Source organism: Mesorhizobium sp. M0136, assembly GCF_040322515.1.
GTDB lineage: Bacteria > Pseudomonadota > Alphaproteobacteria > Rhizobiales > Rhizobiaceae > Mesorhizobium.
Window position 1 is genome coordinate 13,097 of the sequence record NZ_JAMYTP010000037.1, and the last position, 20,363, is coordinate 33,459.

The following is a 20,363-nucleotide window of genomic DNA, read 5'->3' on the forward strand; positions in this document are numbered from 1 at the left end:
AGGCAGCAGAGGAGATCGACCATGGCCGGGCTTTATCTTGAGGAGTTCGCTGTCGGCCAAGAGTTCAAGCACACGCTGCGCAAGACCGTGACCGAAACCGACAATATGCTGTTTTCGGTGATGACGCTGAACCCGCAGCCGCTGCACATCGATTTCGATTTCGCCGCCAAGAGCGAATGGGGCAAGCCGCTGGTCAATTCGCTGTTCACGCTGGGCCTGATGATCGGCATTTCGGTCAACGACATCACCGTCGGCACCACCATCGCCAATCTCGGCATGAAGGAGACAGTGTTTCCGCACCCCGTCTTCCACGGCGACACCATTCGCGTCGAGACCACGGTGGTTTCGGTGCGCGACTCCAGGTCCAAACCGGACCGCGGTATCGTCGAGTTCGAGCATCGCGCCTATAACCAGAACGACGTGCTGGTTGCCAAATGCACGAGGCAAGCCATGATGATGAAAAAGGCGTAGCCGATGCGTTCTCTGCTCTTCGTCCCCGGCGACTCGGAAAAAAAGCTGGAGAAGGGCTTTGGCGTGGGCGCCGACGTGGTCATCGTCGACCTCGAGGATTCGATTGCCGCGCAGAATAAGGATCTGGCGCGCGACACAGCGGCGCGTTTCATCGCCGGGCACAGGCACCGAACCAGCTCCGTGATCTATGTGCGCGTCAATGATCTTTCGACCGGACTGACCGACGACGATCTGGCGGCGCTCGTGCCGGCAAAACCAGACGGCATCATGCTGCCTAAGTCGGACAGCGGACTGGATGTCCAGCATCTCTCGGCCAAGCTCAGGGTGCACGAAGCTGAAAGCGGCCTGCCCGATGGAGCTATAAAGATCCTGCCGATCATCACAGAAACGGCCGCAGGCGTCTTGGCCGCAGCGACCTACGCCCGTGCAAGCGCGCGGCTTGTCGGCGTCACCTGGGGGGCGGAAGATTTGTCGGCGGCGATCGGCGCGCGCGCGACGCGCGACGCGAATGGCCGCTACACGGATGTGTTCCGCCTCGCCCGCACCATGACCATGCTTGCCGCAAGTGCCGCGGAAGTCGCGGCAATCGACACCGTCTTTCCGGACTTTCGCGACATGGCGGGCTTCGAGGCCGAATGCGCAGAGGCCGAGCGCGACGGTTTCACCGGCAAGATGGCGATCCATCCGGCGCAGGTGCCGGTCATCAACGCCGCCTTCACGCCTTCGGCGCAAGCGGTGAAAAGCGCCCTGGCGATCGTCGAGGCATTTAAGGCGGCGGGAAACCCCGGCGTCGTCGGCATCGACGGCAAGATGTACGACCGGCCGCATCTCAAGCTCGCCGAGCGGCTCCTGGCGCGGGCCAGGGTAGCTGGGCTTGGCGCTTAGGTCTGTTTCGCGCCGAAATTATCCCACCCACGGCCCCGAATAATCGGCATAGAGCTTTGCCGGATCGGGCCGTGGCCGCTCCGGTGCCGGCCCCTGGTAGGAGCCGATATGGACGAAGCCTACGACCCGCTCATGTGGCGCCAGGCCGAGGATCGCCCTGCCCTCGGGCACGTCGGAATACCAGTTGCTGATCATGTTGGTGCCGTAGCCCAGCGCATTGGCGGCGAGCATCAGGTTCATCGCGGCCATGCCGCCGGACAGGAACATCTCCCATTGCGGGATCTTTGGATTTTCCCTGGGGATCGAGATCACGCCGATAACCAGCGGCGCCCGCGAAAAGCGCGCCAATTCCTGGTTGCGACGGCCTTCCGGCAGCGGTCCTTCGCGCTGCTCGGCAAGTGCCGCCAGCTTCTTGCCGATCTCGACGCGAGCTTCGCCGCGATAGAGGACGAAACGCCAGGGCTCCAGCCGGCCGTGGTCCGGCACCCGCGAGGCGGCGGCGATCATCGTCGCGATCTCCGTATCGCCCGGTGCCGGCTCTTTCAAATCTGGGATCGGCGCGGAATTTCGGGTCAGCAGAAAATCGATGATCGGCGACGCCATGGGCGCAAGTCTCCTGGAATTTGAGCTGAAGCGCACCATCGGGACATCGGGCGGCTTGGGCATTGGCGCAGCGCGCCGGACAAAGAGCCCTGTAGCAGAAGCCGACCGGACTCTTAAGCCTTGAAATTGCCACCGCCTTGGGCTTCAACGCAAGGCATGTTTGAGGGGACATTGCGTCTTTTCCTGATAGCGCTCGCTGCCGCACTGTTGATGGTGCCGGTTTCGCTCGCCGTCGCCCAGGATGTGGACGGCCTCGGCGAGCTGAAACTTCCCGGAATTTCGGGCTATGCGCCTCCGAAAAGCGAGACATCGCTGGTGTTGGGGAGCAGCGGGGCAATCACGCTGTCGGCGCAATTGACAGACAAGGGCGCCGACATCACGCGCGGCATCGTCTGGCGCGTCTTCAAGCCCGAATCGGCCAGCGACGGCAAGTTGCCGATGGTCGCCTCCGCGCATGGCGGTACCGCCGTATTCCAGCTCGAGCCGGGGTCTTATCTGGTCCACGCCTCCTACGGGCGGGCCGGCGCCACCAAGCGCATCACCGTCGGCAAGGAAGCCAAGCGCGAGAGCCTCGTGCTCGATGCAGGCGGCCTCAAGCTTGATGCCGTGCTGTCCGGCGGGGTACGCATACCGCCGAAGAAGCTGCGCTTCTCGATTTATGAGAGCCACGCCGCGGCCGACGGCGATCGCGCCCTGATCATACCCGATGTCGAGCCGAACAGCGTCGTGCGGCTCAATGCCGGCACCTACCACGTTGTTTCGACCTATGGCGCTGTGAACGCGGTCATCCGCTCCGACATCCGCGTGGAGGCCGGCAAGCTGACTGAAGCGACCGTCGAGCACCGTGCCGCCGAGATGACCATGAAGCTGGTGCGCGAACCGGGCGGCGAGGCGATCGCCGACACCTCCTGGTCGCTGCTGAACGAATCCGGCGATCCGATCAAGGAAACCGTCGGTGCCTTTGCCTCGATGGTGCTGGCCGAGGGCGACTACACCATCATCGCCAAGAACCGCGACCGCATCTACCAGAAGGATTTTACGGTGGTGGCGGGGCACAACCAGGACATCGAGGTTCTGGCCACAGAGGCTTCGGCCATCGATTCCGAGGAAGGCGCCGACTAAGCCGCGCCCCTCTAAGTTGCTTTGCATGCGTCGCGCCAGCAACTGCGCGTGGCCACGCCATACGACCGGAGCCGGATCGACGACAGCCCGGTAAAGCCGCTCGAGCAATTCGTCTCATTCAGCACCTGACCGAAGCGCACGTCGATCGATTTGCCGGATAGGCGCGGCGCAACAGTCATATGAAAATGGCGGTGGATCGCTCCACCGCCATTCATTGCAGGTCGGCTGGTTCAGGCCGCGCGGCGCTTGCGGTCGGGTGTCACCGCCTCCTCGGCAAGCAGCTTCACGGCAGCTGCGAGACCAAGCGATTCCTGGTCGCGCGAACCGAGACGGCGGATATTGACCGTTTCTTCCTCGGCCTCGCGCTTGCCACAGACGAGGATGACCGGGACCTTGGCCAGCGAATGCTCCCGGACCTTGTAGTTGATCTTCTCGTTGCGCAGGTCGGCTTCGGCAATCAGCCCGGCCGCCTTCAGCTGCGCGACGACCTTTCGCGCGTAATCGTCGGCATCGGAAGTGATCGTCGCCACCACCACCTGCAGCGGTGCGAACCAGAGCGGGAAATGGCCGGAATAATTCTCGATCAGGATGCCTAGAAACCGCTCCATCGAGCCGCAGATGGCACGATGCACCATCACCGGCTGCTTCTTTTCCGAATCGGAGCCGATGTAGAAGGCACCGAACCGCTCCGGCAGGTTGAAGTCGACCTGTGTGGTGCCGCATTGCCAGTCGCGGCCGATGGCGTCCTTCAGCACATATTCGAACTTCGGCCCGTAAAACGTGCCCTCACCCGGATTGACGCCCGTCTTGATCCGATTGCCCGACCGCGCCGCGATCTTGTCGAGCACGTCCTGCAGCACGCCCTCAGCATGATCCCACATCGCGTCGGTGCCGACCCGTTTTTCGGGGCGGGTCGCCAGCTTGACGGTGATTTCGTCGAAGCCGAAATCCGCATAGGTCGAGAGGATCAGATCGTTGATCTTGATGCACTCGTCGGCGAGCTGTTCCTCGGTGCAGAAGATGTGGGCATCGTCCTGGGTAAAGCCGCGCACGCGCATCAGCCCGTGCAGCGCGCCGGACGGCTCATAGCGATGCACATTGCCGAATTCCGCAAGTTTTACCGGCAGATCGCGGTAGGACTTCAGCCCGTGCTTGAAGATTTGCACGTGGCCGGGGCAGTTCATCGGCTTCAGCGCAAACACCCGGTCGTCGTCGGTGTCGTCGCCAGCAACCGTCACCTTGAACATGTTGTCCCGGTACCAGCCCCAGTGGCCTGATGTCTCCCACAGGCTCTTGTCGAGCACCTGCGGCGCGTTGACCTCCTGATAGCCCTGCTCGTCGAGGCGGCGACGCATGTAATTGACCAGGTTCTGGAACATCCTCCAGCCTTTGGCGTGCCAGAACACGACGCCCGGCCCCTCCTCCTGGAAGTGGAACAGGTCCATCTCACGGCCGAGCTTCCTGTGGTCGCGCTTCTCGGCCTCCTCCAGCATCGTCTGATAGGCTTCGAGCTGCGCCTGATCGGCCCAGGCCGTGCCGTAGATGCGCGTCAGCATCGGATTGTTGCTGTCGCCGCGCCAATAGGCGCCGGCGACCTTCATCAGCTTGAAGGCGCTGCCGATCTGGCCGGTCGAGGCCATATGCGGGCCGCGGCAAAGGTCGAACCAGTCGCCCTGCGCATAGATCTTGAGATCCTGATCCTCGGGAATGGCGTCGATCAGCTCCAGTTTGTAGCGCTCGCCCTTGTCGGCAAAGATCCTTTTCGCCTTTTCACGCGACCATACCTCTTTGGTGAACGGTTTGTTGCGCGCAATGATCTCGCGCATTTTCTTCTCGATCACCGGGAAATCGTCGGGCGTGAACGGCTCGTTGCGGGCGAAGTCGTAGTAGAATCCGTTTTCGATCACCGGCCCGATGGTCACCTGCGTACCCGGCCAAAGTTCCTGCACGGCTTCGGCCAGCACATGGGCTGCATCGTGACGGATGAGCTCCAACGCGCGCGGGTCCTCGCGAGTGATGATCTCGACCTTGCCCGGCTTGCCGATCGGGTCGGAAAGATCGCGCAGCGTGCCGTCGATCGAATAGGCAACGGCCTTCTTGGCCAGCGACTTCGAGATCGATTCCGCCAGGCCGGCGCCGGTTATCGCCGCGTCGTAGTCGCGGACGGAGCCATCGGGAAATGTCAGGGAAACGGAATTCAGCATAAAGTTCTCCTATCCAGTCCCGCAAACGAGCGCGGGTGGTAAAATGCACGTCGCCCAAAACTGCCTAGCTGTTTTGGAGTTACGACATACATCAAGTAAGAGCCGGATGCGTCCGGCGGCGAGCGGTCTTTTATGGACAGTTTTCGGCGCCGTAAAGCCGGATATGGTCACCTGACGAGATTCGGCAGCTCTTTCAGGAACATCGCCCGCGTCTTGGGTCCCTTGGGCGTGTCGGAACGTTCCGTATCGATTACCAGGCGGGCAAAGACGATCTTGCGAGCATCCTTCTGCGCCCACCCGACAAACCAGCCAAGCGAGCGCTTGTCGGCGTCGCCGAGCCCGGTCGTCCCGGTCTTGCCCTGCACCGTCCAATCGCCTGCTCGAAAGGTCGGTATGATCGCACCGGTCATGGCGTGGGCCTTATTGGAAACCGGCAGTTTTCGCGCCAGCAGCTTGCGCAGGAAATTGACCTGTTCGACGGGCGATATCTCGAGCGAAGAATTCACCCAGGAATGGGTGAGTCCATCATTCTTGCCGGGAGTTCCGGAAACGTCCGTGTTGCCATACTCGAGTTTCGACACGTAGCCGGCAAATTGTTTGCTGCCGAGCCGGCGCGTAATCTCGCGTGAGAACCATATGACCGAATCCCTTTCCCAGATCGTCGGGTCGACGGTCTTGCGGTCCCGTTTCGGCGCGTTGAACTCCGCTTTGTACTCCCAATTCGGTGTATGCTCGTCGCCCAGGATTCCGGCGTCATAGCCGATCAGCGCCAGCGGAATCTTGAATGTCGAGGCGGGGCTGACGCGCTGATCGCAAACCCCTTGCCGGTACAGCGTCTCGCCGCTCGCGGCGTCGACGATCAGCGTGCATTCGACGTCCCCGAGAGGCGCCGATTGCGCACGGATCGGAAAGCCCAACAGCCACGCCAGGACATAGAGAACCACGGCGAAAACGAAGGGAAGACGATCTATCCGGCGCATTTGGCAATCTCTCCTGAAGGGTATCAGGAGCGGCTTAGCGAGGCGTCTTGTCTCGATTTTGTCTTAAATGCGCTACGTCCGCGCAAGCTGCGGTTAACCCTACCAGATCGTAAAAGCGGTCCGGTTGTTCGCCGAACAGTTGCGGTCAACTGTCCAGGTCGCCACGTTTTTTCCCGATCCGCCAGTACCGCCATGGCGTGAACCAACGGTAACGATCAGCCAGGATTTCCGGTACGCGGTCGATGCCGTGTGTTCCGAACGGTCCGCAACGCAGCACCCGGAAAAACCCCATCCAGCCGCCGGCCCATAGTCCATGCCGGGCGATCGCCTCGTGCGCGTATTCGGAACAGGTTGGCAGATGCCGGCAGGAATTACCGACGAAGCCGGACACCGTCAGCTGGTAGAGCCGGACGAGCGACGTGCCGAGGAGGCGGCCCGGCGTCTTGCGCCACGGGCCGGGCCAGTTGCGTCCTTGTCGAATCGGCCTGGCACCGCGTGCATGCCGATATTGGCCAACCACCGCAGTCTCCACATCACGTTTTTCAACACGATAGATGTGCGCATCGGGCCAGGAACGCAATGGCGTTTCGGTAATCCGGTCATGGCCTGGCACGGCAAGCCGGGTAGCGGTCGGGCGTCGGCTTCCGGCATACGGCGACGCTGGTCGGCGGCCTCTCCCTCGCACCAATCCCTATGCGGCTTCTCGTCATGCCATTGAAACGTCGCGATCCGCACGACATCGCCCAGAACGTTGAGAAACTGGATCATGGCAGCACTCCTTGAGCGCCGATTAGAGCGCCGCTGGCCTTGCCTTTCAAACGAGTATAACGTCCACGTCAGATAACTCTGAGTTATGCGAATGAAGCGCGGACACCTCCCCCTGACGGCTCTCAGAAGCTTCGAAGCAGCCGGTCGTCACCTCAGCTTCAGCCGTGCGGCCGAGGAGCTTTATGTCTCGCAGGCAGCGATCAGCCGCCAGATCCGCGAGCTCGAAGCCTTCCTGCGCCAACCTTTGTTCTTCCGCCATCATCGCCGCGTCGAGTTGACCGACACCGGCCGGCGGCTGCTCGACCAGTTGGTCAGAAGTTTCGAGGGCATCGACAGGCTGCTTTCGGAGTTGACGGCGGCCCAGACGCAATCCGTGGTCCGTGTCAGCGTCGAGCCATCGCTTGCATCCGTATGGCTGGTGCCGCGGCTCAACCGCTTTCGCGAGTTGCGACCCGATATCGACGTTTCCCTTGAGGTCGACCCGAGGTTGATAGAGTTTCGCAGCGATCAGCCCGAACTTGCCCTGCGCTTCAGTGCGCACGCCACCTCATGGCCACGCAGCGAAGCCGAACAGCTTGCCGCGGTCGTCGATTCACCAGTCCTGTCGCCGGCGCTTCTTGCATCCGGGCCAGCTCTGGAAAAACCGATCGACCTTGGTCGCTACACATTGCTGCACGAAGAAAACCGTCAAGCTTGGGCGCGCTGGTTCGAAGCGGCTGGCGTGACGGCTGAGGCCGTGCCTGCGCGCGGCCCGATGCTGGCGGATGCTTCGCTTTCGAAGCAGGCAGCCTTGCTTGGACATGGTGTCGCGCTGGGCGATCTTTTGCAGATCGGCGAAGAACTTGCGTCCGGCGCGCTGATCAAGCCTTTCGACATCGACGTCGCGTCGGGCGCCTATTGGCTGGTGGCCAGAAGGCTGAGTGACCTTTCCGAGCCGTCCAGGGCTTTTGCCGACTGGGTCCGGGCGGAATTCGCCGAAAGCCGGCGTTTCCTTGCAAAGGCTTAAGCCGCCTCTTCCGCCCGCTTCTTTTCGATCTGGCCGATGGCGTCGACCACTGCGTCGAACGTCAGCATCGTCGAGGCGTGGCGCGCCTTGTAGTCGCGCACTGGTTCCAGGTATTTCAGGTCGGCGAAGCGGCCTTCGGGCGGCGGGCCGTTTTCCTTCAGCATCTTCAGCATCGTCTCGCGCACGCTGCGCAATTCTTCGGCGCTGGCGCCGACGACATGCTGCGCCATGATCGAAGAGGATGCCTGGCCAAGCGCACAGGCCTTCACGTCATGCGCGAAATCGGTGACGACGCCATGATCCATTTTCAGATCGACGGTCACCGTCGAGCCGCACAGCTTGGAATGTGCTCGTGCGGTTGCGTCGGGGCGGTCGAGCCGGCCGATCCGTGCGATGTTTCCAGCAAAACCCAGAATTTTCGCATTGTAGACATCGTCGATCATATTTTTCCAATCCGTCGCCGCCCAGCGAACAGTCATTGCCGCTCTGGCGTCTTCCTTTCGCTCGGCACGAACATATATAATGGCGGTAGTCGGGTATCGACAAGGCGACCACGAACCTCGTCGTGCCCAATTCTGTTCACGCCACTTACGGGCTGGAAACCGGGCGAGTTTCTGACACCCGAAAGGTCGTGGTCCGTTCAACTCGTTCCTCCTGAGAGAGGAACTACGGGAGACGCCTTTATGGACGCCGTTATCAAGAAACTCATGCCGCGGTCCGCCTATATGGAAAAGCCGGTCACCGACCGGCCGAGCGAGGCCGAAGTCGAAGCCGCTGTGCGCATCTTGCTGCGCTGGACCGGCGACAACCCTGACCGCGAGGGCCTGATCGACACGCCAAAGCGCGTCACCAAGGCATTCCGCGAAATGTTCAACGGTTATGATATGTGCCCAGCCGAGGAACTTGGCCGCACCTTCGAGGAAGTCGCCGGCTATGACGACCTCGTCCTCGTCAAGGACATATCCTTCCACTCGCATTGCGAGCATCACATGGTGCCGATCATCGGCAAGGCGCATGTCGGCTATCTGCCTGACGGCAAGGTTGTCGGCCTGTCCAAGATCGCCCGCGTCGTCGACATCTTCGCCCATCGCCTGCAGACCCAGGAAGCGATGACGGCGCAGATTGCCGGCGTCATCCAGGACGTCCTCAATCCGCGCGGCGTCGCCGTCATGCTCGAGGCCGAGCATATGTGCATGGCCATGCGCGGTATCCGCAAACAGGGCTCCACCACGCTGACCTCGACCTTCACCGGCGCCTTCAAGGATACACCCGAAGAGCAGGTCCGCTTCGTCACCATGGTGCGCGGCGGCGGAACTGATCAGACCCGCCCCACCTTCGTTAAATAAGGACCGGCGAATGTCGGCATTGGAATTCCCGAAAGCTCCCTCAGACAAGAAGGCGCTTGAGGAAGGCACGGTCCTTTCGCCGCGCTTCGATGCCGGCGGCCTCGTCACCGCCGTCGTCACCGATGCCGAAGACGGCATGCTGCTGATGGTCGCGCATATGAATGCCGAGGCGCTGGCGCTGACGCTCGAGACCGGCATCGCGCACTACTGGTCGCGTTCGCGCAACGCGCTGTGGAAGAAGGGCGAAACCTCGGGCAATGTCCAGCAGGTCGTCGAGATGCTCACGGATTGTGACCAGGACGCGATATGGTTGCGCGTCAAAGTGCTGGGTCATGAAGCAACTTGTCACACCGGCCGACGTTCATGCTTTTATCGGACGGTGGGGCTGAGCGATGGCAAAGGGACGCTTGCCAGCGACGGCAGCAAGCCGCTGTTCGATGCGGAAAAAACCTATCGAAAGCTCAATACACCATCAATATGAACCATTCGCAGCACTTCAGCCACGTGTATTCATGATTTCGATACGGCCCGCCTGTAGGATGACCGTGGGACAAGGGAGATTGTGATGCTCGAGTGGGCGTCATTGCGCAACAGACCTGACGTTCGGGAGGCGAATGGCCTCTCCTCGGCCGCGGGCGCATCCGAAACCAAATCTCCGGGCAAAACAGCGATTTCGCTGGCATTGGGCGGCGGCTGTGCGCGCGGCTGGGCGCATATCGGCGTGCTGCGCGCGCTTGACGAAGCCGGCATCGAAGTGTCGATGATCGCCGGCACCTCGATCGGCGCGCTGGTCGGCGGCTGCTATGTTGCCGGCAAGCTCGACGAGTTGGAAGAATTCGCCCGCAGCCTGACCAGGCGGCGCATTTTTGGCCTTCTCGACCTCAATCTACGCGGCAGCGGCCTGTTCGGTGGCATGAAGCTCGATGCGCGGCTGCGCGAGCACATAGCCGGCATCCGCTTCGAGGACCTGCCAAAACCGTTCGTCTGCGTCGCTTCGGAAATCCGCACCGGCCATGAGATATGGCTGTCGAGCGGCTCGTTGAGCACCGCCATGCGCGCCTCCTACGCGCTGCCCGGCGTGTTCGAGCCGGTCGCCTGCAATGGGCGTGTGCTGGTTGACGGCGCCCTGGTCAATCCGGTGCCGGTCTCGGTCTGCCGCGCCTACGAGCAGCCCCTCGTGGTCGCGGTGAACCTTCACTACGATCTGTTCGGCCGCGCCGCGGTGATCAAGCACAGCGCCGGCGAGCTGGTCATCGAGAAAGACGCGCCGCGGGCCGGCCACGCCAATCCCGAACGCCAGTCGCGCGAGACGCGGCTCGGCATCACCGGCGTCATGGTAGAGGCCTTCAACATCATCCAGGACCGCATTTCGCGCGCCAGGCTGGCCGGCGACCCGCCGGACATATCGCTGCAGCCGAAGCTCAGCCATATCGGCCTGACCGAATTCCACCGCGCCGACGAAGCAATCCGTATCGGCTACCAGGCAACAATGGCGCAGATCGGCGATCTGACCCGGCTGCAGACCGTCCTCGCTTAGGCAGAGCGGACAGCGAGCTTCTCAGGCAAGCGCCGCGTCGACGATACGAAATTGCACCGTGCGGTTGCCGTTCCAGTGGTTGCCCGACAGCGAGCCGGCTACATGCACCGGCTTACCCTTGTTCTTGAACAGGAATTCGCCGAGCGCGGTATCGACGGCGCGAAAGGCGATCGCCTGGATGCGGCCGCCGCTTTCCGACTGCAGGTCGACGCGGATGTGGTTGGTGCCGACCGCCCGCGCATCGACAAGCCGGTGGCGCGGCAGCGCGAACACCGGCGCGACATGCCCTGCGCCGAACGGCCCTGCCCTCTCAAGTGCATCGAGCAGCGCGAGCGTCGCGCCCTCGGCGGCAAGCGCACCGTCGATCGCCAGGCTCTCCTCGCCTTGCAGGCGGAACACGTCCACCGCCGCGCGCTCTTCGAAGAAAGCCCTGAGTTCGCCGAGCTTCGCCCGCTCGACAGTGATGCCGGCCGCCATTCCATGGCCGCCGCCCTTGACGATAAGTCCGGCATCGGCCGCCTCGCGCACCAGCCGGCCGAGGTCGAAACCAGACACTGAACGGCCTGAACCGGTACCGACACCATTGGCGTTGAAGGCAATGGCAAATGCGGGCCGGCGCGCATGGTCCTTGAGCCGCGAGGCAAGCAGGCCGACAATGCCCGGGTGCCAGTTGCTGCTGGCTGTGACCACGATGGCCGGACCATTGCCGCCGGCAAGCTCGGCGTCGGCCTCTGAGCGCGCCGCGGCCAGCATCTCCTGCTCCATCGACTGCCGCTCCTGGTTGAGTCGATCCAGCGTCTCGGCAATGGTGCGGGCTTCGACCGGGTCGTCGGTTGCAAGCAGGCGGCTGCCAAGTGCTGCGTCGCCGATGCGCCCGCCGGCGTTGATGCGCGGACCGATCAGAAAGGCCAGATGGAACGTGCTGATTGGCTCGCCTATACGCGACACCCGCGCCAACGCCGCCAGCCCTTCGTTTCTCTGCTGCCGCGCCACCTGCAGCCCCTTGACCACGAAGGCACGGTTGACGCCGGTGAGCGGCACCACGTCGCAGACTGTGCCCAGCGCAACCAGGTCGAGCAGGCCAAGCAGATCCGGCGGTGCGGCTTCCGGCAAGCGGCCGCGCAGGATCTTCGCGGTCTGCACCAGGCAAAGGAAGACGACGCCGGCGGCACAAAGATGACCTTGGCCGGAAAGGTCGTCCTCGCGATTTGGGTTGACGACCGCAGCCGCCGCCGGCAACGGCCCGCCGACCTGATGGTGATCGAGCACCACGACGTCGGCGCCGGCGGCCTTTGCGGCGTCGATGGAAGCGGCGCTATTGGTGCCGCAATCGACTGTGACGATCAGCGTCGCGCCGCGCGAGACGAGGTCGCGCATCGCTTCCGGATTGGGGCCGTAACCCTCGAAGATGCGGTCCGGTATGTAGATCTCCGACGGCACCGAGAAATGCGCGAGAAAGCGCTTGAGCAGCGCCGACGAGGCGGCGCCGTCGACATCGTAGTCGCCAAAGATCGCCACCTTTTCCCTGGCCGTTACCGCCTGGGCGATACGAGAGGCGGCCTTGTCCATGTCGGTCAGCGATGCCGGGTCGGGCAGCAGGTTGCGGATGGTCGGATCGAGAAACCGCTCGGTCTGCTCGGCGGTGACGCCGCGCCCGGCCAGCACGCGCGCCACGATGTCGGGCACGCCATAACCTTGCGCGATGGCGAGCGCGGCCATGTCCTGGCGCTCGGTCAGCCGGTGTTCCCAGGAAACGCCGGTGGCCGATTGCCTTACATCGAGGAAAAAGCGTCTTTCCCCCGTCACGTGGCGCGCCGTCTGCAATTTGTCATTGCGCACAATATGCAACGGCTAACTGAGTCGAAATCAAAACTTTTCCAGATCCTGGTGCCTGGCTTTGATTTCGCGCACGGTCCGCGATGACGAGCGCAGCACGATCGTGTGCGTGGTGATGAAATTGCGGCCGAACTTGACGCCGGCCAGCAAATTGCCGTCGGTGACGCCGGTCGCGGCAAACAGCACGTCGCCGCGTGCCATGTCTTGCGTGTGGTAGATCCGTTTGGGGTCGGAGATGCCCATCTTGGCGGCGCGCGCCAGCTTTTCCGGCGTATCGAGGATCAACCTGCCCTGCATCTGGCCACCGGTGCAGCGCAAGGCGGCAGCTGCGAGCACGCCTTCGGGCGCGCCTCCGGTGCCGAGATAGATGTCGATACCGGTCTCGTCCGGATCGGTGGTGTGGATGACCCCGGCGACATCACCGTCGCCGATCAGACGGATCGCGGCTCCGGTCGCCCGCACGGCTTCGATCAACGCGCCATGGCGTGGCCGGTCGAGAATACAGGCGGTGATCTCCGCCACCAGCACACGCTTGGCCCTGGCTAAGCTGGCGATGTTTTCGGCCGGCGAGGCATCGATGTCGATGATGCCGTCGGCATAGCCCGGGCCGATCGCGATCTTGTCCATATAGACGTCCGGCGCGAACAAAAGGCTGCCTTTTTCGGCAATGGCGATAACGGCCAATGCGTTGGGCAGGTTCTTGGCGCAAATCGTCGTGCCTTCGAGCGGATCGAGTGCGATGTCGACAGCCGGGCCTTTGCCGGTACCGACTTCCTCGCCGATATAAAGCATCGGCGCCTCGTCGCGCTCGCCTTCGCCGATCACCACCGTGCCATTGATGGCAAGACGGTTGAGTTCCTGCCGCATGGCATCGACCGCAACCTGGTCGGCGGCCTTCTCGTCGCCGCGTCCGCGCAATCTGGCGGCCGCGACCGCGGCGCGTTCGGTGACGCGCACCAATTCCATAGTCAGTATCCGGTCGAGGCCGGCGACAATGTTCTGGGCCACATTCATCGATGGACAATCCTCGTTGGCACTTTGTTTTTGTGCATGTCGTTGTCCCAAAACCGCCGCACACTTTTGGGCGACATGCATTAGCCTTCCACCAGAGACGCGCTTCTTGTGTCAAAGCCCCGTGACAACAGCAAGACCTGCGCCGGGCCTTTTTGAAAGCGCAGCAATATCAATCGATTGAAGGCAAATAAGGAGACTTCTATCCGGCCCGCTCGATGCGGATGACTTGCGGCTTGTCGGTCAGAAGGCTGTCCCTGGTGATGCCGTCGACGGCCTTGCGCACCGCCGCCTCGGTCGTCTCGTGGGTCACCAGGATGACCGTCTTCTGTGCCTCGGTTTCCGGCCCGGCGGCATGCTGGACGATCGATTCCAGGGAAATGTCGTTGTCGGCCATGCGCTTGGCTATTGCCGCGAAGACGCCGAGGCGGTCGTGCACGGTCAGCCGGATGAAATAACCCCCGGCATGGCTGCGCATCTGCGCTTTCTTGTAAGGCTTCAATTCCTTCGCCGGCCGGCCGAAAACCGGACCATGCTGGAAGCCAGGCCGGCTCTTGGCGATGTCGGCAATGTCGCCGATCACCGCCGACGCGGTGGCGTTGCCGCCGGCGCCAGGGCCGGAGAGCAGCAATTCGCCGAGGATGTCGGTCTCGATGGCCACCGCATTGGTGACGCCGTGCACCTGCGCGATGACCGAGGCCGTCGGCACCATGGTCGGATGCACGCGCTGCTCGATGCCGCTTTCGGTGCGTTGGGCGACGCCAAGCAGCTTGATCCGGTAGCCGAGATCGCCGGCCGCGCGGATGTCGGCCTGGCTGATGTTGGAGATGCCCTCCATATAGATATCGTTGGCTGCGATCCTCGTGCCGAAAGCCAGGCTGGTCAGGATCGACAGCTTGTGTGCGGTGTCGTGGCCCTCGATGTCGAAGGTCGGGTCGGCTTCGGCATAGCCCAACCGTTGCGCGTCCTTCAGGCAGGCATCGAACGACAGGCCCTCGGCCTCCATGCGTGTCAGTATGTAGTTGCAGGTACCGTTGAGGATGCCGAAAACGCGGGTCACCGAATTGCCGGCCATCGCCTCGCGCATCGTCTTGATGACCGGAATGCCGCCTGCCACCGCCGCTTCGTAGTTGAGCAGCACACCCCTCTTTTCTGCGATCTCGGCCAGTGAGACGCCGTGCTTGGCAAGCAGTGCCTTGTTGGCGGTGACGACATGACGGCCGGCCTCGAGCGCGGCCTTCACTGATGATCGTGCCGCTCCTTCGTCGCCACCGATCAGTTCGACGAAGACGTCGATCTCGGCGGTGTGCGCCATCTTGACGGCATCGTCGAACCACTGTGCTGTGCCAAGATCAACGCCGCGGTCGCGCTTGGGATCGCGCGCCGAAACTGCTGACACGCCGATGTCGCGTCCGCACTGCCGCGTCAGTTCGGCCGCCTTGTCGCGCAGCACACGGGCCACAGACGCACCGACGGTGCCGAGGCCGGCAATTCCAACACGCAACGCTTCAGCCATGTCCGGCGACGCCCCTCAACAATTCGGTCGATGTGTATAAGATCAGCGATGTGCGGCGAGCGGTACGACGTTATTCGGCTGCTTGGCGCTGGATGCGAGGAAGCGCTTGATGTTGCGCGCCGCTTGCCGGATCCGATGCTCGTTTTCGACCAGCGCGATGCGCACGTGATCGTCGCCATGCTCGCCGAAGCCGACGCCCGGCGCCACCGCGACGTCGGCGTGCTCGATCAGGAGCTTGGAGAATTCAAGCGAGCCCAGGTGCTTGAACGGCTCCGGGATCGGCGCCCAGGCGAACATCGATGCCGCCGGTGCGGGAATGGTCCAGCCGGCACGGCTGAAGGAGTCGACCATGACATCGCGGCGTTTGCGGTAGACGTCGCGCACTTCGGCGATGTCGGCGCCGTCGCCGTTCAGTGCATGCGCCGCCGCCACCTGGATCGGCGTGAAGGCGCCATAGTCGAGATAGGATTTCACCCGCGTCAGCGCCGAGATCAGCCGTTCATTGCCGACCGCAAAACCCATACGCCAGCCCGGCATCGAAAAGGTCTTCGACATCGAGGTGAACTCGACGGCGACGTCTATGGCGCCCGGCACCTGCAGCACCGAAGGCGGCGGATTGCCGTCGAAATAAATCTCCGAATAGGCAAGATCCGATAGGATGATGATGTCGTTCTTCCTGGCGAAGGCCACCACCTCCTTGTAGAAATCGAGCGAAGCGACCAGTGCCGTCGGGTTGGACGGATAATTGAGGATTAGTGCCAGCGGCTTCGGGATCGAATGGCGGATGCCGCGCTCCAGGGCCGGGATAAAGCCGTCGTCCGGCTCGACCTGCAGCGAGCGGATGACGCCGCCCGACATAATGAAGCCGAAGGCGTGGATCGGATAGGTCGGATTGGGGCACAGGATCACGTCGCCGGGGGCGGTGATCGCCTGCGCCATATTGGCGAAGCCCTCCTTCGAGCCGAGCGTCGCCACCACCTGGCTGTCCGGGTCGAGCTTCACGCCGAAGCGGCGTGCGTAGTAGTTAGCCTGGGCACGGCGAAGACCCGGAATGCCGCGCGACGACGAATATCGGTGCGTGCGCGGATCGCGCACCACCTCGCATAATTTGTCGACGATGGCCTTGGGCGTCGGCAGGTCCGGATTGCCCATGCCAAGGTCGATGATGTCGGCGCCGCGCGAACGGGCGCTGGCCTTCAGGCGGTTGACCTGTTCGAAGACATAGGGCGGAAGCCGGCGGACCTTGTGAAATTCTTCCATGGCAGTTCCAGACAGTGAGGTTGCGGTCGCGCGTATAAGCTTATTTGCAACTAGGGTCGAGAGCGGGGTCGCATTTGCCTTCGATCTGCTTCAGCACCTCGGCGCCGTGTTTTTTTGCCAGCTGGTCCAGCGCTGCCTGGTCCGCAACCTTGACGCCGCCGCCCCTGGCGGCCTGGCTCTGCTTTTCGGCCTTCAGTTGGGCGAGCTTGGCGTTCTTTTCCTCGTCGGTGAATTGCTCGGCCGCCACCTGCGGCCGGATGTTCAGGTTCGGATAGGAACCGGTGTCCTTCGCGCCGACAAGGCCGGTGGCGGGCGCCGCACCTTCCATGTTGCTGCTCGTGCAACCGGCCATCGCCAACATGACGAGCACCATGCGGCAAAAGCGACCAGTGCCGGAAAAAACGTTCTTGCCAATATTAATCGTCATATTGTTTTCCTGGCGGCCGGGTTAGAGCACATTGGACCCTGTTCGATATCCCATGGTAATATGTCAACAAAACGCTTCGGGAGGAACCCCGCGAACCATGGCCAAAACACCCGATTCGGGCAAAGCGGAAGATGACCAACCTTCGACCGTCGAGCAATATCTGGTGAAGGACCCGGAACGCTTCGCTCTGAATATGGCCCGCATGATCGAGCAGGCCGGCAAAGCCGCCTCGGCATGGGCCGAGCCGCGGGAAAAGGGCGAGGTACGCGATCACGTCGCCGAGCCGGTCGTCGACATGGTGAAGACGTTCTCCAAGCTCACCGAGTACTGGCTCTCCGACCCGCAGCGCGCGCTGGAGGCGCAAACGCGGCTGTTTGCCGGCTACATGACCGTCTGGGCCAATGCTGTCCAGCGCGTCGGCGCCGGCGCCGAGGACGCCGAGGACGCGGTCAAGCCCGAGCGCGGCGACAAGCGTTTCCAGGACCCGGAATGGGGCCGCAACGCCTTCTTCGATTTCCTCAAACAGGCGTATCTGGTCACCTCGCGCTGGGCGGCCGAACTGGTCGAGCACGCCGACGGCCTGGACGAGCATACCCGCCACAAGGCCGGCTTTTATGTCAAGCAGGTGTCCAATGCCATCTCGCCGTCGAATTTCATCCTGACCAATCCGGAATTGTTTCGCGAGACTGTCGCCTCGAACGGCGAAAACCTGGTGCGCGGCATGAAGATGCTCGCCGAGGACATCGCCGCGGGCAAGGGTGACCTGAAGCTGCGGCAGGCAGATTATTCGCCCTTCGAGATCGGCAAGAATCTCGCCGCCACGCCGGGTAAGGTGGTCGGCCGCAGCGACGTCGCCGAAATCCTGCAATACGAGCCGACTACCGACACCGTGCTCAAGCGGCCGCTGCTGATCTGCCCGCCATGGATCAACAAATACTACATCCTCGACCTCAACCCGCAAAAATCCTTCATTCGCTGGGCGGTCGAGCAAGGCCACACCGTGTTCGTAATCTCCTGGATCAACCCGGACGAGCGGCACGGCGCCAAGAGCTGGGAGGCCTATATCAGGGAGGGCCTGCAATACGGCCTCGACACGATCGAGAAGGCCACCGGCCAAAGGCAAGTCAACGCCATCGGCTATTGCGTCGGCGGCACTCTTCTGGCGGCGGCCCTGGCGCTGATGGCGCAGGAAGGCGACCACCGCATCAAATCCGCCACCTTCTTCACCACCCAGGTCGATTTCACCTATGCCGGCGATCTAAAAGTGTTCGTCGACGAGGAGCAGGTCGCGGCCGTCGAAAAGGCGATGAACGAGAAAGGCTATCTCGACGGCACCAAGATGGCGACCGCCTTCAACATGCTGCGCTCAGGCGACCTGATCTGGCCCTATGTCGTCAACAACTACATGCGCGGCAAGGATCCCCTGCCCTTCGACCTGCTCTACTGGAATGCCGATTCGACCCGCATGGGCGCTGCCAACCATTCCTTCTATTTGCGCAATTGCTATCTCGAGAACAGACTCTCGCAAGGCATGATGGAACTTGCGGGCCGCACGGTTTCGCTGAAGGACGTTACCATTCCGGTCTACAACCTCGCCTCTAAGGAGGACCACATCGCGCCGGCGCTGTCGGTATTCCTCGGCTCGAAATATTTCGGCGGCGAGGTCGACTACGTCATGGCCGGCTCCGGCCACATCGCCGGGGTCGTCAATCCGCCGGCGGCGCAAAAATATCAATACTGGACCGGCGGCAAGCCGGCCGGCGACTTCGACCAATGGCTCGCCGGGGCCACAGCCCACCCCGGTTCCTGGTGGCCGCACTGGCAACGCTGGATCGAAGCCAAGGACAATACCCGCGTTCCGGCCCGCAAACCGGGCGAGCACATGCAAGTTCTAGGCGAAGCCCCCGGCACCTATGTCAAGGTGCGCGTGTAACCATCTGTAATGTGTGGTGAGTTGACGCGCCGCCAAAAGCGGGCGAAATGGTGCCGTCAACCCTGAGCAGCCTTGATTCATCCTCTAGCCGCCAAATTACTTTGAGGCTTGCAGATTTGACACAGGTCTCGTTTCCGGTTCGGGGAACAAGGGTCATTTCGACGAGACGTTTCGGCGCCGCGCCAATGACGAACCGGTCGGATATCGAGGGGGAATTTTGTTTTGAGATCAGCAGGATCGCGCCTCGCGAAGGGAGAAAGCCGCGCCATTGTGGCGGCGCTTTTCTCGATGCTCCTGGCGTCCTGCACCTCGGCCGGCGACCCGACCATGTCGGTCGGCATGCCAGGCTACAATACCTCGGCTACCGAAATCAGCACGGCCGCCGGTACGCCCCAGGCCAGCACGGCCGCATCATCGTCGCAGATGACAACCGCACAAATGACGATGAATGCCGACGGTGACGCCAGCCTTCCCGAGCAGGTCGCCTATGTGCCAATAGCCAAGCCAGGGGCCAAGCCCGATGCCGGCTTCCCGATCGCCGTTCCAACGGCAGCCGAGACGATCGCGGGACACACGCCGCAGCCGCTGCAACCAAACGCCCAGACGGCCGAACAGGTCGTGGCACAGAACAGTGCTGATGCATCGAAGCCCGACGCCAAGGCCGCCGCGGCGGCGATGAACAACCCGGTCTATGTAACCGCCGGCGAGATGCCGCAGCCACAGGCCTACGCACCGAAGAAAAACTTCCTGGCCTCGCTGTTCAGCGCCACCCCCGCTTCGGCAGCATCGCCGGCCAACAGCAGATCGGGCGGGCAGCCAACGGTCGTGCAGGCCAAGGCGACGCCCGCGGCAAAACCCACCGTTACCCTGGCCTCGGCCAATCCGGCTGAAAAGCCGGTGCAGCTGGTGTCGACCGGCGATACCAGCCATTTCACGGCCGATGCGCTGCCCGGAGTGCGCCAGACGGCGCTGTTCGAGATCAAGCGCAAATCCGGCCTCGACGATGAGAGCGACGTCGATCTCAACGAAGACGAAGGTTCGGGTGGCGCCTACCAGGTCGCCTCCGCCGCCGGCCTCGCCCGGCTGGCGCCCAACGGCCTCCTGAAACAGAACGAAAGCGTCGATGTCGCCTGCTTGAAGCCGTCGCTGGTTCGCGTGCTGAAGACGATCGAAGGCCATTACGGCCGCAAGATGACGGTCACCTCCGGCTATCGCGACCCGGCCCGCAACCGCCGCGCCAACGGCGCCAAGAATTCGCTGCACATGTACTGCGCCGCCGCCGACATCCAGGTCCCCGGCGTCTCGAAATGGGAACTGGCGAGCTATATCCGCACCATGCCGGGCCGCGGCGGCGTCGGCACCTACTGCCACACCGAATCCGTCCATGTCGATGTCGGCCCCGAGCGCGACTGGAACTGGCGTTGCCGCAGGCGCGGCTAGGGAGAGGTTCTTCGGCCA

Annotated in this window: 19 protein-coding genes; 9 read left to right on the forward strand and 10 right to left on the reverse strand. The window is 62.8% G+C overall.

Translation table 11 applies throughout. The features are described from left to right. Window positions 1-21: 21 nt before the first annotated feature. Both NKJ35_RS28595 and NKJ35_RS28600 read left to right on the forward strand, forming a co-directional pair. Window positions 22-471, forward strand: coding sequence for a MaoC family dehydratase (locus NKJ35_RS28595; RefSeq protein WP_352650890.1), 450 nt, complete (start codon window positions 22-24; stop codon window positions 469-471). Between the two features lie 3 nt (window positions 472-474). Beyond that, the gene (locus tag NKJ35_RS28600) at window positions 475-1,356 is read left to right on the forward strand and encodes an HpcH/HpaI aldolase/citrate lyase family protein (protein WP_352650891.1); all 882 of its coding nucleotides are present in this window, start codon (window positions 475-477) and stop codon (window positions 1,354-1,356) included. Window positions 1,357-1,374: 18 nt separating this feature from the next. On the opposite strand, the gene NKJ35_RS28605 is transcribed toward NKJ35_RS28600, so the two are convergent. Then, window positions 1,375-1,959, reverse strand: coding sequence for a nitroreductase family protein (locus NKJ35_RS28605; protein WP_254818370.1), 585 nt, complete (start codon window positions 1,957-1,959; stop codon window positions 1,375-1,377). 156 nt (window positions 1,960-2,115) lie between these two features. Here NKJ35_RS28605 and NKJ35_RS28610 point away from each other — a divergent pair, with 156 nt between their 5' ends. Then, window positions 2,116-3,081, forward strand: coding sequence for an RgsD C-terminal domain-containing protein (locus NKJ35_RS28610; RefSeq protein WP_352650924.1), 966 nt, complete (start codon window positions 2,116-2,118; stop codon window positions 3,079-3,081). A gap of 230 nt (window positions 3,082-3,311) precedes the next feature. On the opposite strand, the gene thrS is transcribed toward NKJ35_RS28610, so the two are convergent. The 3 genes from thrS to yidD form a co-directional block, all read right to left on the reverse strand. After that, entirely contained in the window at window positions 3,312-5,285 is a 1,974-nt protein-coding gene (gene thrS / locus NKJ35_RS28615; RefSeq protein ID WP_352650892.1) for a threonine--tRNA ligase, read from the reverse strand. A 167-nt stretch (window positions 5,286-5,452) separates the two neighbouring features. Then, entirely contained in the window at window positions 5,453-6,265 is an 813-nt protein-coding gene (gene blaOXA / locus NKJ35_RS28620) for a class D beta-lactamase (protein ID WP_352650893.1), read from the reverse strand. A gap of 145 nt (window positions 6,266-6,410) precedes the next feature. Beyond that, complete coding sequence (gene yidD / locus NKJ35_RS28625) at window positions 6,411-6,785, reverse strand: membrane protein insertion efficiency factor YidD (RefSeq protein WP_352650927.1); 375 nt, start codon at window positions 6,783-6,785, stop codon at window positions 6,411-6,413. A 339-nt stretch (window positions 6,786-7,124) separates the two neighbouring features. On the opposite strand from yidD, the gene NKJ35_RS28630 reads away from it, so the two are divergent. Further along, the gene (locus tag NKJ35_RS28630) at window positions 7,125-8,039 is read left to right on the forward strand and encodes a LysR substrate-binding domain-containing protein (RefSeq protein WP_352650895.1); all 915 of its coding nucleotides are present in this window, start codon (window positions 7,125-7,127) and stop codon (window positions 8,037-8,039) included. On the opposite strand, the gene NKJ35_RS28635 is transcribed toward NKJ35_RS28630, so the two are convergent. Continuing rightward, on the reverse strand, window positions 8,036-8,482 hold the full coding sequence (locus NKJ35_RS28635; protein WP_352479757.1) for an iron-sulfur cluster assembly scaffold protein: 447 nt from the start codon (window positions 8,480-8,482) through the stop codon (window positions 8,036-8,038). The genes NKJ35_RS28630 and NKJ35_RS28635 overlap by 4 nt on opposite strands. A gap of 240 nt (window positions 8,483-8,722) precedes the next feature. Here NKJ35_RS28635 and folE point away from each other — a divergent pair, with 240 nt between their 5' ends. The 3 genes from folE (at window position 8,723) to NKJ35_RS28650 (ending at window position 10,922) form a co-directional block, all read left to right on the forward strand. Beyond that, complete coding sequence (folE, locus tag NKJ35_RS28640) at window positions 8,723-9,385, forward strand: GTP cyclohydrolase I FolE (protein ID WP_254818364.1); 663 nt, start codon at window positions 8,723-8,725, stop codon at window positions 9,383-9,385. 10 nt (window positions 9,386-9,395) lie between these two features. Next, window positions 9,396-9,866, forward strand: coding sequence for a phosphoribosyl-AMP cyclohydrolase (gene hisI / locus NKJ35_RS28645; protein ID WP_352650897.1), 471 nt, complete (start codon window positions 9,396-9,398; stop codon window positions 9,864-9,866). Between the two features lie 84 nt (window positions 9,867-9,950). Beyond that, a complete protein-coding gene (locus NKJ35_RS28650) occupies window positions 9,951-10,922 on the forward strand; it encodes a patatin family protein (RefSeq protein WP_352650899.1) in 972 nt (323 codons plus the stop codon). A gap of 21 nt (window positions 10,923-10,943) precedes the next feature. On the opposite strand, the gene recJ is transcribed toward NKJ35_RS28650, so the two are convergent. From recJ to NKJ35_RS28675, 5 genes are all read right to left on the reverse strand, one after another. Continuing rightward, on the reverse strand, window positions 10,944-12,728 hold the full coding sequence (gene recJ / locus NKJ35_RS28655; protein ID WP_352650901.1) for a single-stranded-DNA-specific exonuclease RecJ: 1,785 nt from the start codon (window positions 12,726-12,728) through the stop codon (window positions 10,944-10,946). A 60-nt stretch (window positions 12,729-12,788) separates the two neighbouring features. Further along, on the reverse strand, window positions 12,789-13,772 hold the full coding sequence (gene glpX, locus NKJ35_RS28660; protein WP_352650902.1) for a class II fructose-bisphosphatase: 984 nt from the start codon (window positions 13,770-13,772) through the stop codon (window positions 12,789-12,791). 199 nt (window positions 13,773-13,971) lie between these two features. Further along, complete coding sequence (locus NKJ35_RS28665; RefSeq protein ID WP_352650905.1) at window positions 13,972-15,285, reverse strand: homoserine dehydrogenase; 1,314 nt, start codon at window positions 15,283-15,285, stop codon at window positions 13,972-13,974. Between the two features lie 42 nt (window positions 15,286-15,327). Continuing rightward, window positions 15,328-16,545 carry an LL-diaminopimelate aminotransferase gene (locus NKJ35_RS28670; RefSeq protein ID WP_254818358.1) on the reverse strand — a complete coding sequence of 406 codons (1,218 nt, stop codon included), beginning with the start codon at window positions 16,543-16,545 and terminating at the stop codon, window positions 15,328-15,330. A 40-nt stretch (window positions 16,546-16,585) separates the two neighbouring features. Further along, window positions 16,586-16,972: a hypothetical protein gene (locus NKJ35_RS28675; protein ID WP_352650909.1), complete on the reverse strand. Its 387-nt coding sequence runs from the start codon at window positions 16,970-16,972 to the stop codon at window positions 16,586-16,588. Window positions 16,973-17,069: 97 nt separating this feature from the next. Between NKJ35_RS28675 and phaC the strand changes: the two genes are divergently transcribed. Together phaC and NKJ35_RS28685 are read left to right on the forward strand one after the other, a co-directional pair. Continuing rightward, complete coding sequence (phaC, locus tag NKJ35_RS28680) at window positions 17,070-18,905, forward strand: class I poly(R)-hydroxyalkanoic acid synthase (protein WP_352650912.1); 1,836 nt, start codon at window positions 17,070-17,072, stop codon at window positions 18,903-18,905. 288 nt (window positions 18,906-19,193) lie between these two features. After that, on the forward strand, window positions 19,194-20,345 hold the full coding sequence (locus NKJ35_RS28685; RefSeq protein ID WP_352650915.1) for a YcbK family protein: 1,152 nt from the start codon (window positions 19,194-19,196) through the stop codon (window positions 20,343-20,345). The last annotated feature ends 18 nt before the right edge of the window (window positions 20,346-20,363 follow it).

What these genes read in the sequence shown, in the direction of transcription:
- folE (WP_254818364.1), top strand. Translation starts at nt 8,723, where the DNA reads ATGGACGCCGTTATCAAGAAACTCATGCCGCGGTCCGCCTATATGGAA.
- NKJ35_RS28635 (WP_352479757.1), bottom strand. Translation starts at nt 8,482, where the DNA reads ATGATCGACGATGTCTACAATGCGAAAATTCTGGGTTTTGCTGGAAAC.
- NKJ35_RS28600 (WP_352650891.1), top strand. Translation starts at nt 475, where the DNA reads ATGCGTTCTCTGCTCTTCGTCCCCGGCGACTCGGAAAAAAAGCTGGAG.
- thrS (WP_352650892.1), bottom strand. Translation starts at nt 5,285, where the DNA reads ATGCTGAATTCCGTTTCCCTGACATTTCCCGATGGCTCCGTCCGCGAC.
- NKJ35_RS28650 (WP_352650899.1), top strand. Translation starts at nt 9,951, where the DNA reads ATGCTCGAGTGGGCGTCATTGCGCAACAGACCTGACGTTCGGGAGGCG.
- NKJ35_RS28675 (WP_352650909.1), bottom strand. Translation starts at nt 16,972, where the DNA reads ATGACGATTAATATTGGCAAGAACGTTTTTTCCGGCACTGGTCGCTTT.
- NKJ35_RS28670 (WP_254818358.1), bottom strand. Translation starts at nt 16,545, where the DNA reads ATGGAAGAATTTCACAAGGTCCGCCGGCTTCCGCCCTATGTCTTCGAA.
- glpX (WP_352650902.1), bottom strand. Translation starts at nt 13,772, where the DNA reads ATGAATGTGGCCCAGAACATTGTCGCCGGCCTCGACCGGATACTGACT.
- blaOXA (WP_352650893.1), bottom strand. Translation starts at nt 6,265, where the DNA reads ATGCGCCGGATAGATCGTCTTCCCTTCGTTTTCGCCGTGGTTCTCTAT.
- phaC (WP_352650912.1), top strand. Translation starts at nt 17,070, where the DNA reads ATGGCCAAAACACCCGATTCGGGCAAAGCGGAAGATGACCAACCTTCG.
- hisI (WP_352650897.1), top strand. Translation starts at nt 9,396, where the DNA reads ATGTCGGCATTGGAATTCCCGAAAGCTCCCTCAGACAAGAAGGCGCTT.
- NKJ35_RS28605 (WP_254818370.1), bottom strand. Translation starts at nt 1,959, where the DNA reads ATGGCGTCGCCGATCATCGATTTTCTGCTGACCCGAAATTCCGCGCCG.
- NKJ35_RS28665 (WP_352650905.1), bottom strand. Translation starts at nt 15,285, where the DNA reads ATGGCTGAAGCGTTGCGTGTTGGAATTGCCGGCCTCGGCACCGTCGGT.
- NKJ35_RS28595 (WP_352650890.1), top strand. Translation starts at nt 22, where the DNA reads ATGGCCGGGCTTTATCTTGAGGAGTTCGCTGTCGGCCAAGAGTTCAAG.
- NKJ35_RS28610 (WP_352650924.1), top strand. Translation starts at nt 2,116, where the DNA reads ATGTTTGAGGGGACATTGCGTCTTTTCCTGATAGCGCTCGCTGCCGCA.
- NKJ35_RS28630 (WP_352650895.1), top strand. Translation starts at nt 7,125, where the DNA reads ATGAAGCGCGGACACCTCCCCCTGACGGCTCTCAGAAGCTTCGAAGCA.
- NKJ35_RS28685 (WP_352650915.1), top strand. Translation starts at nt 19,194, where the DNA reads ATGCTCCTGGCGTCCTGCACCTCGGCCGGCGACCCGACCATGTCGGTC.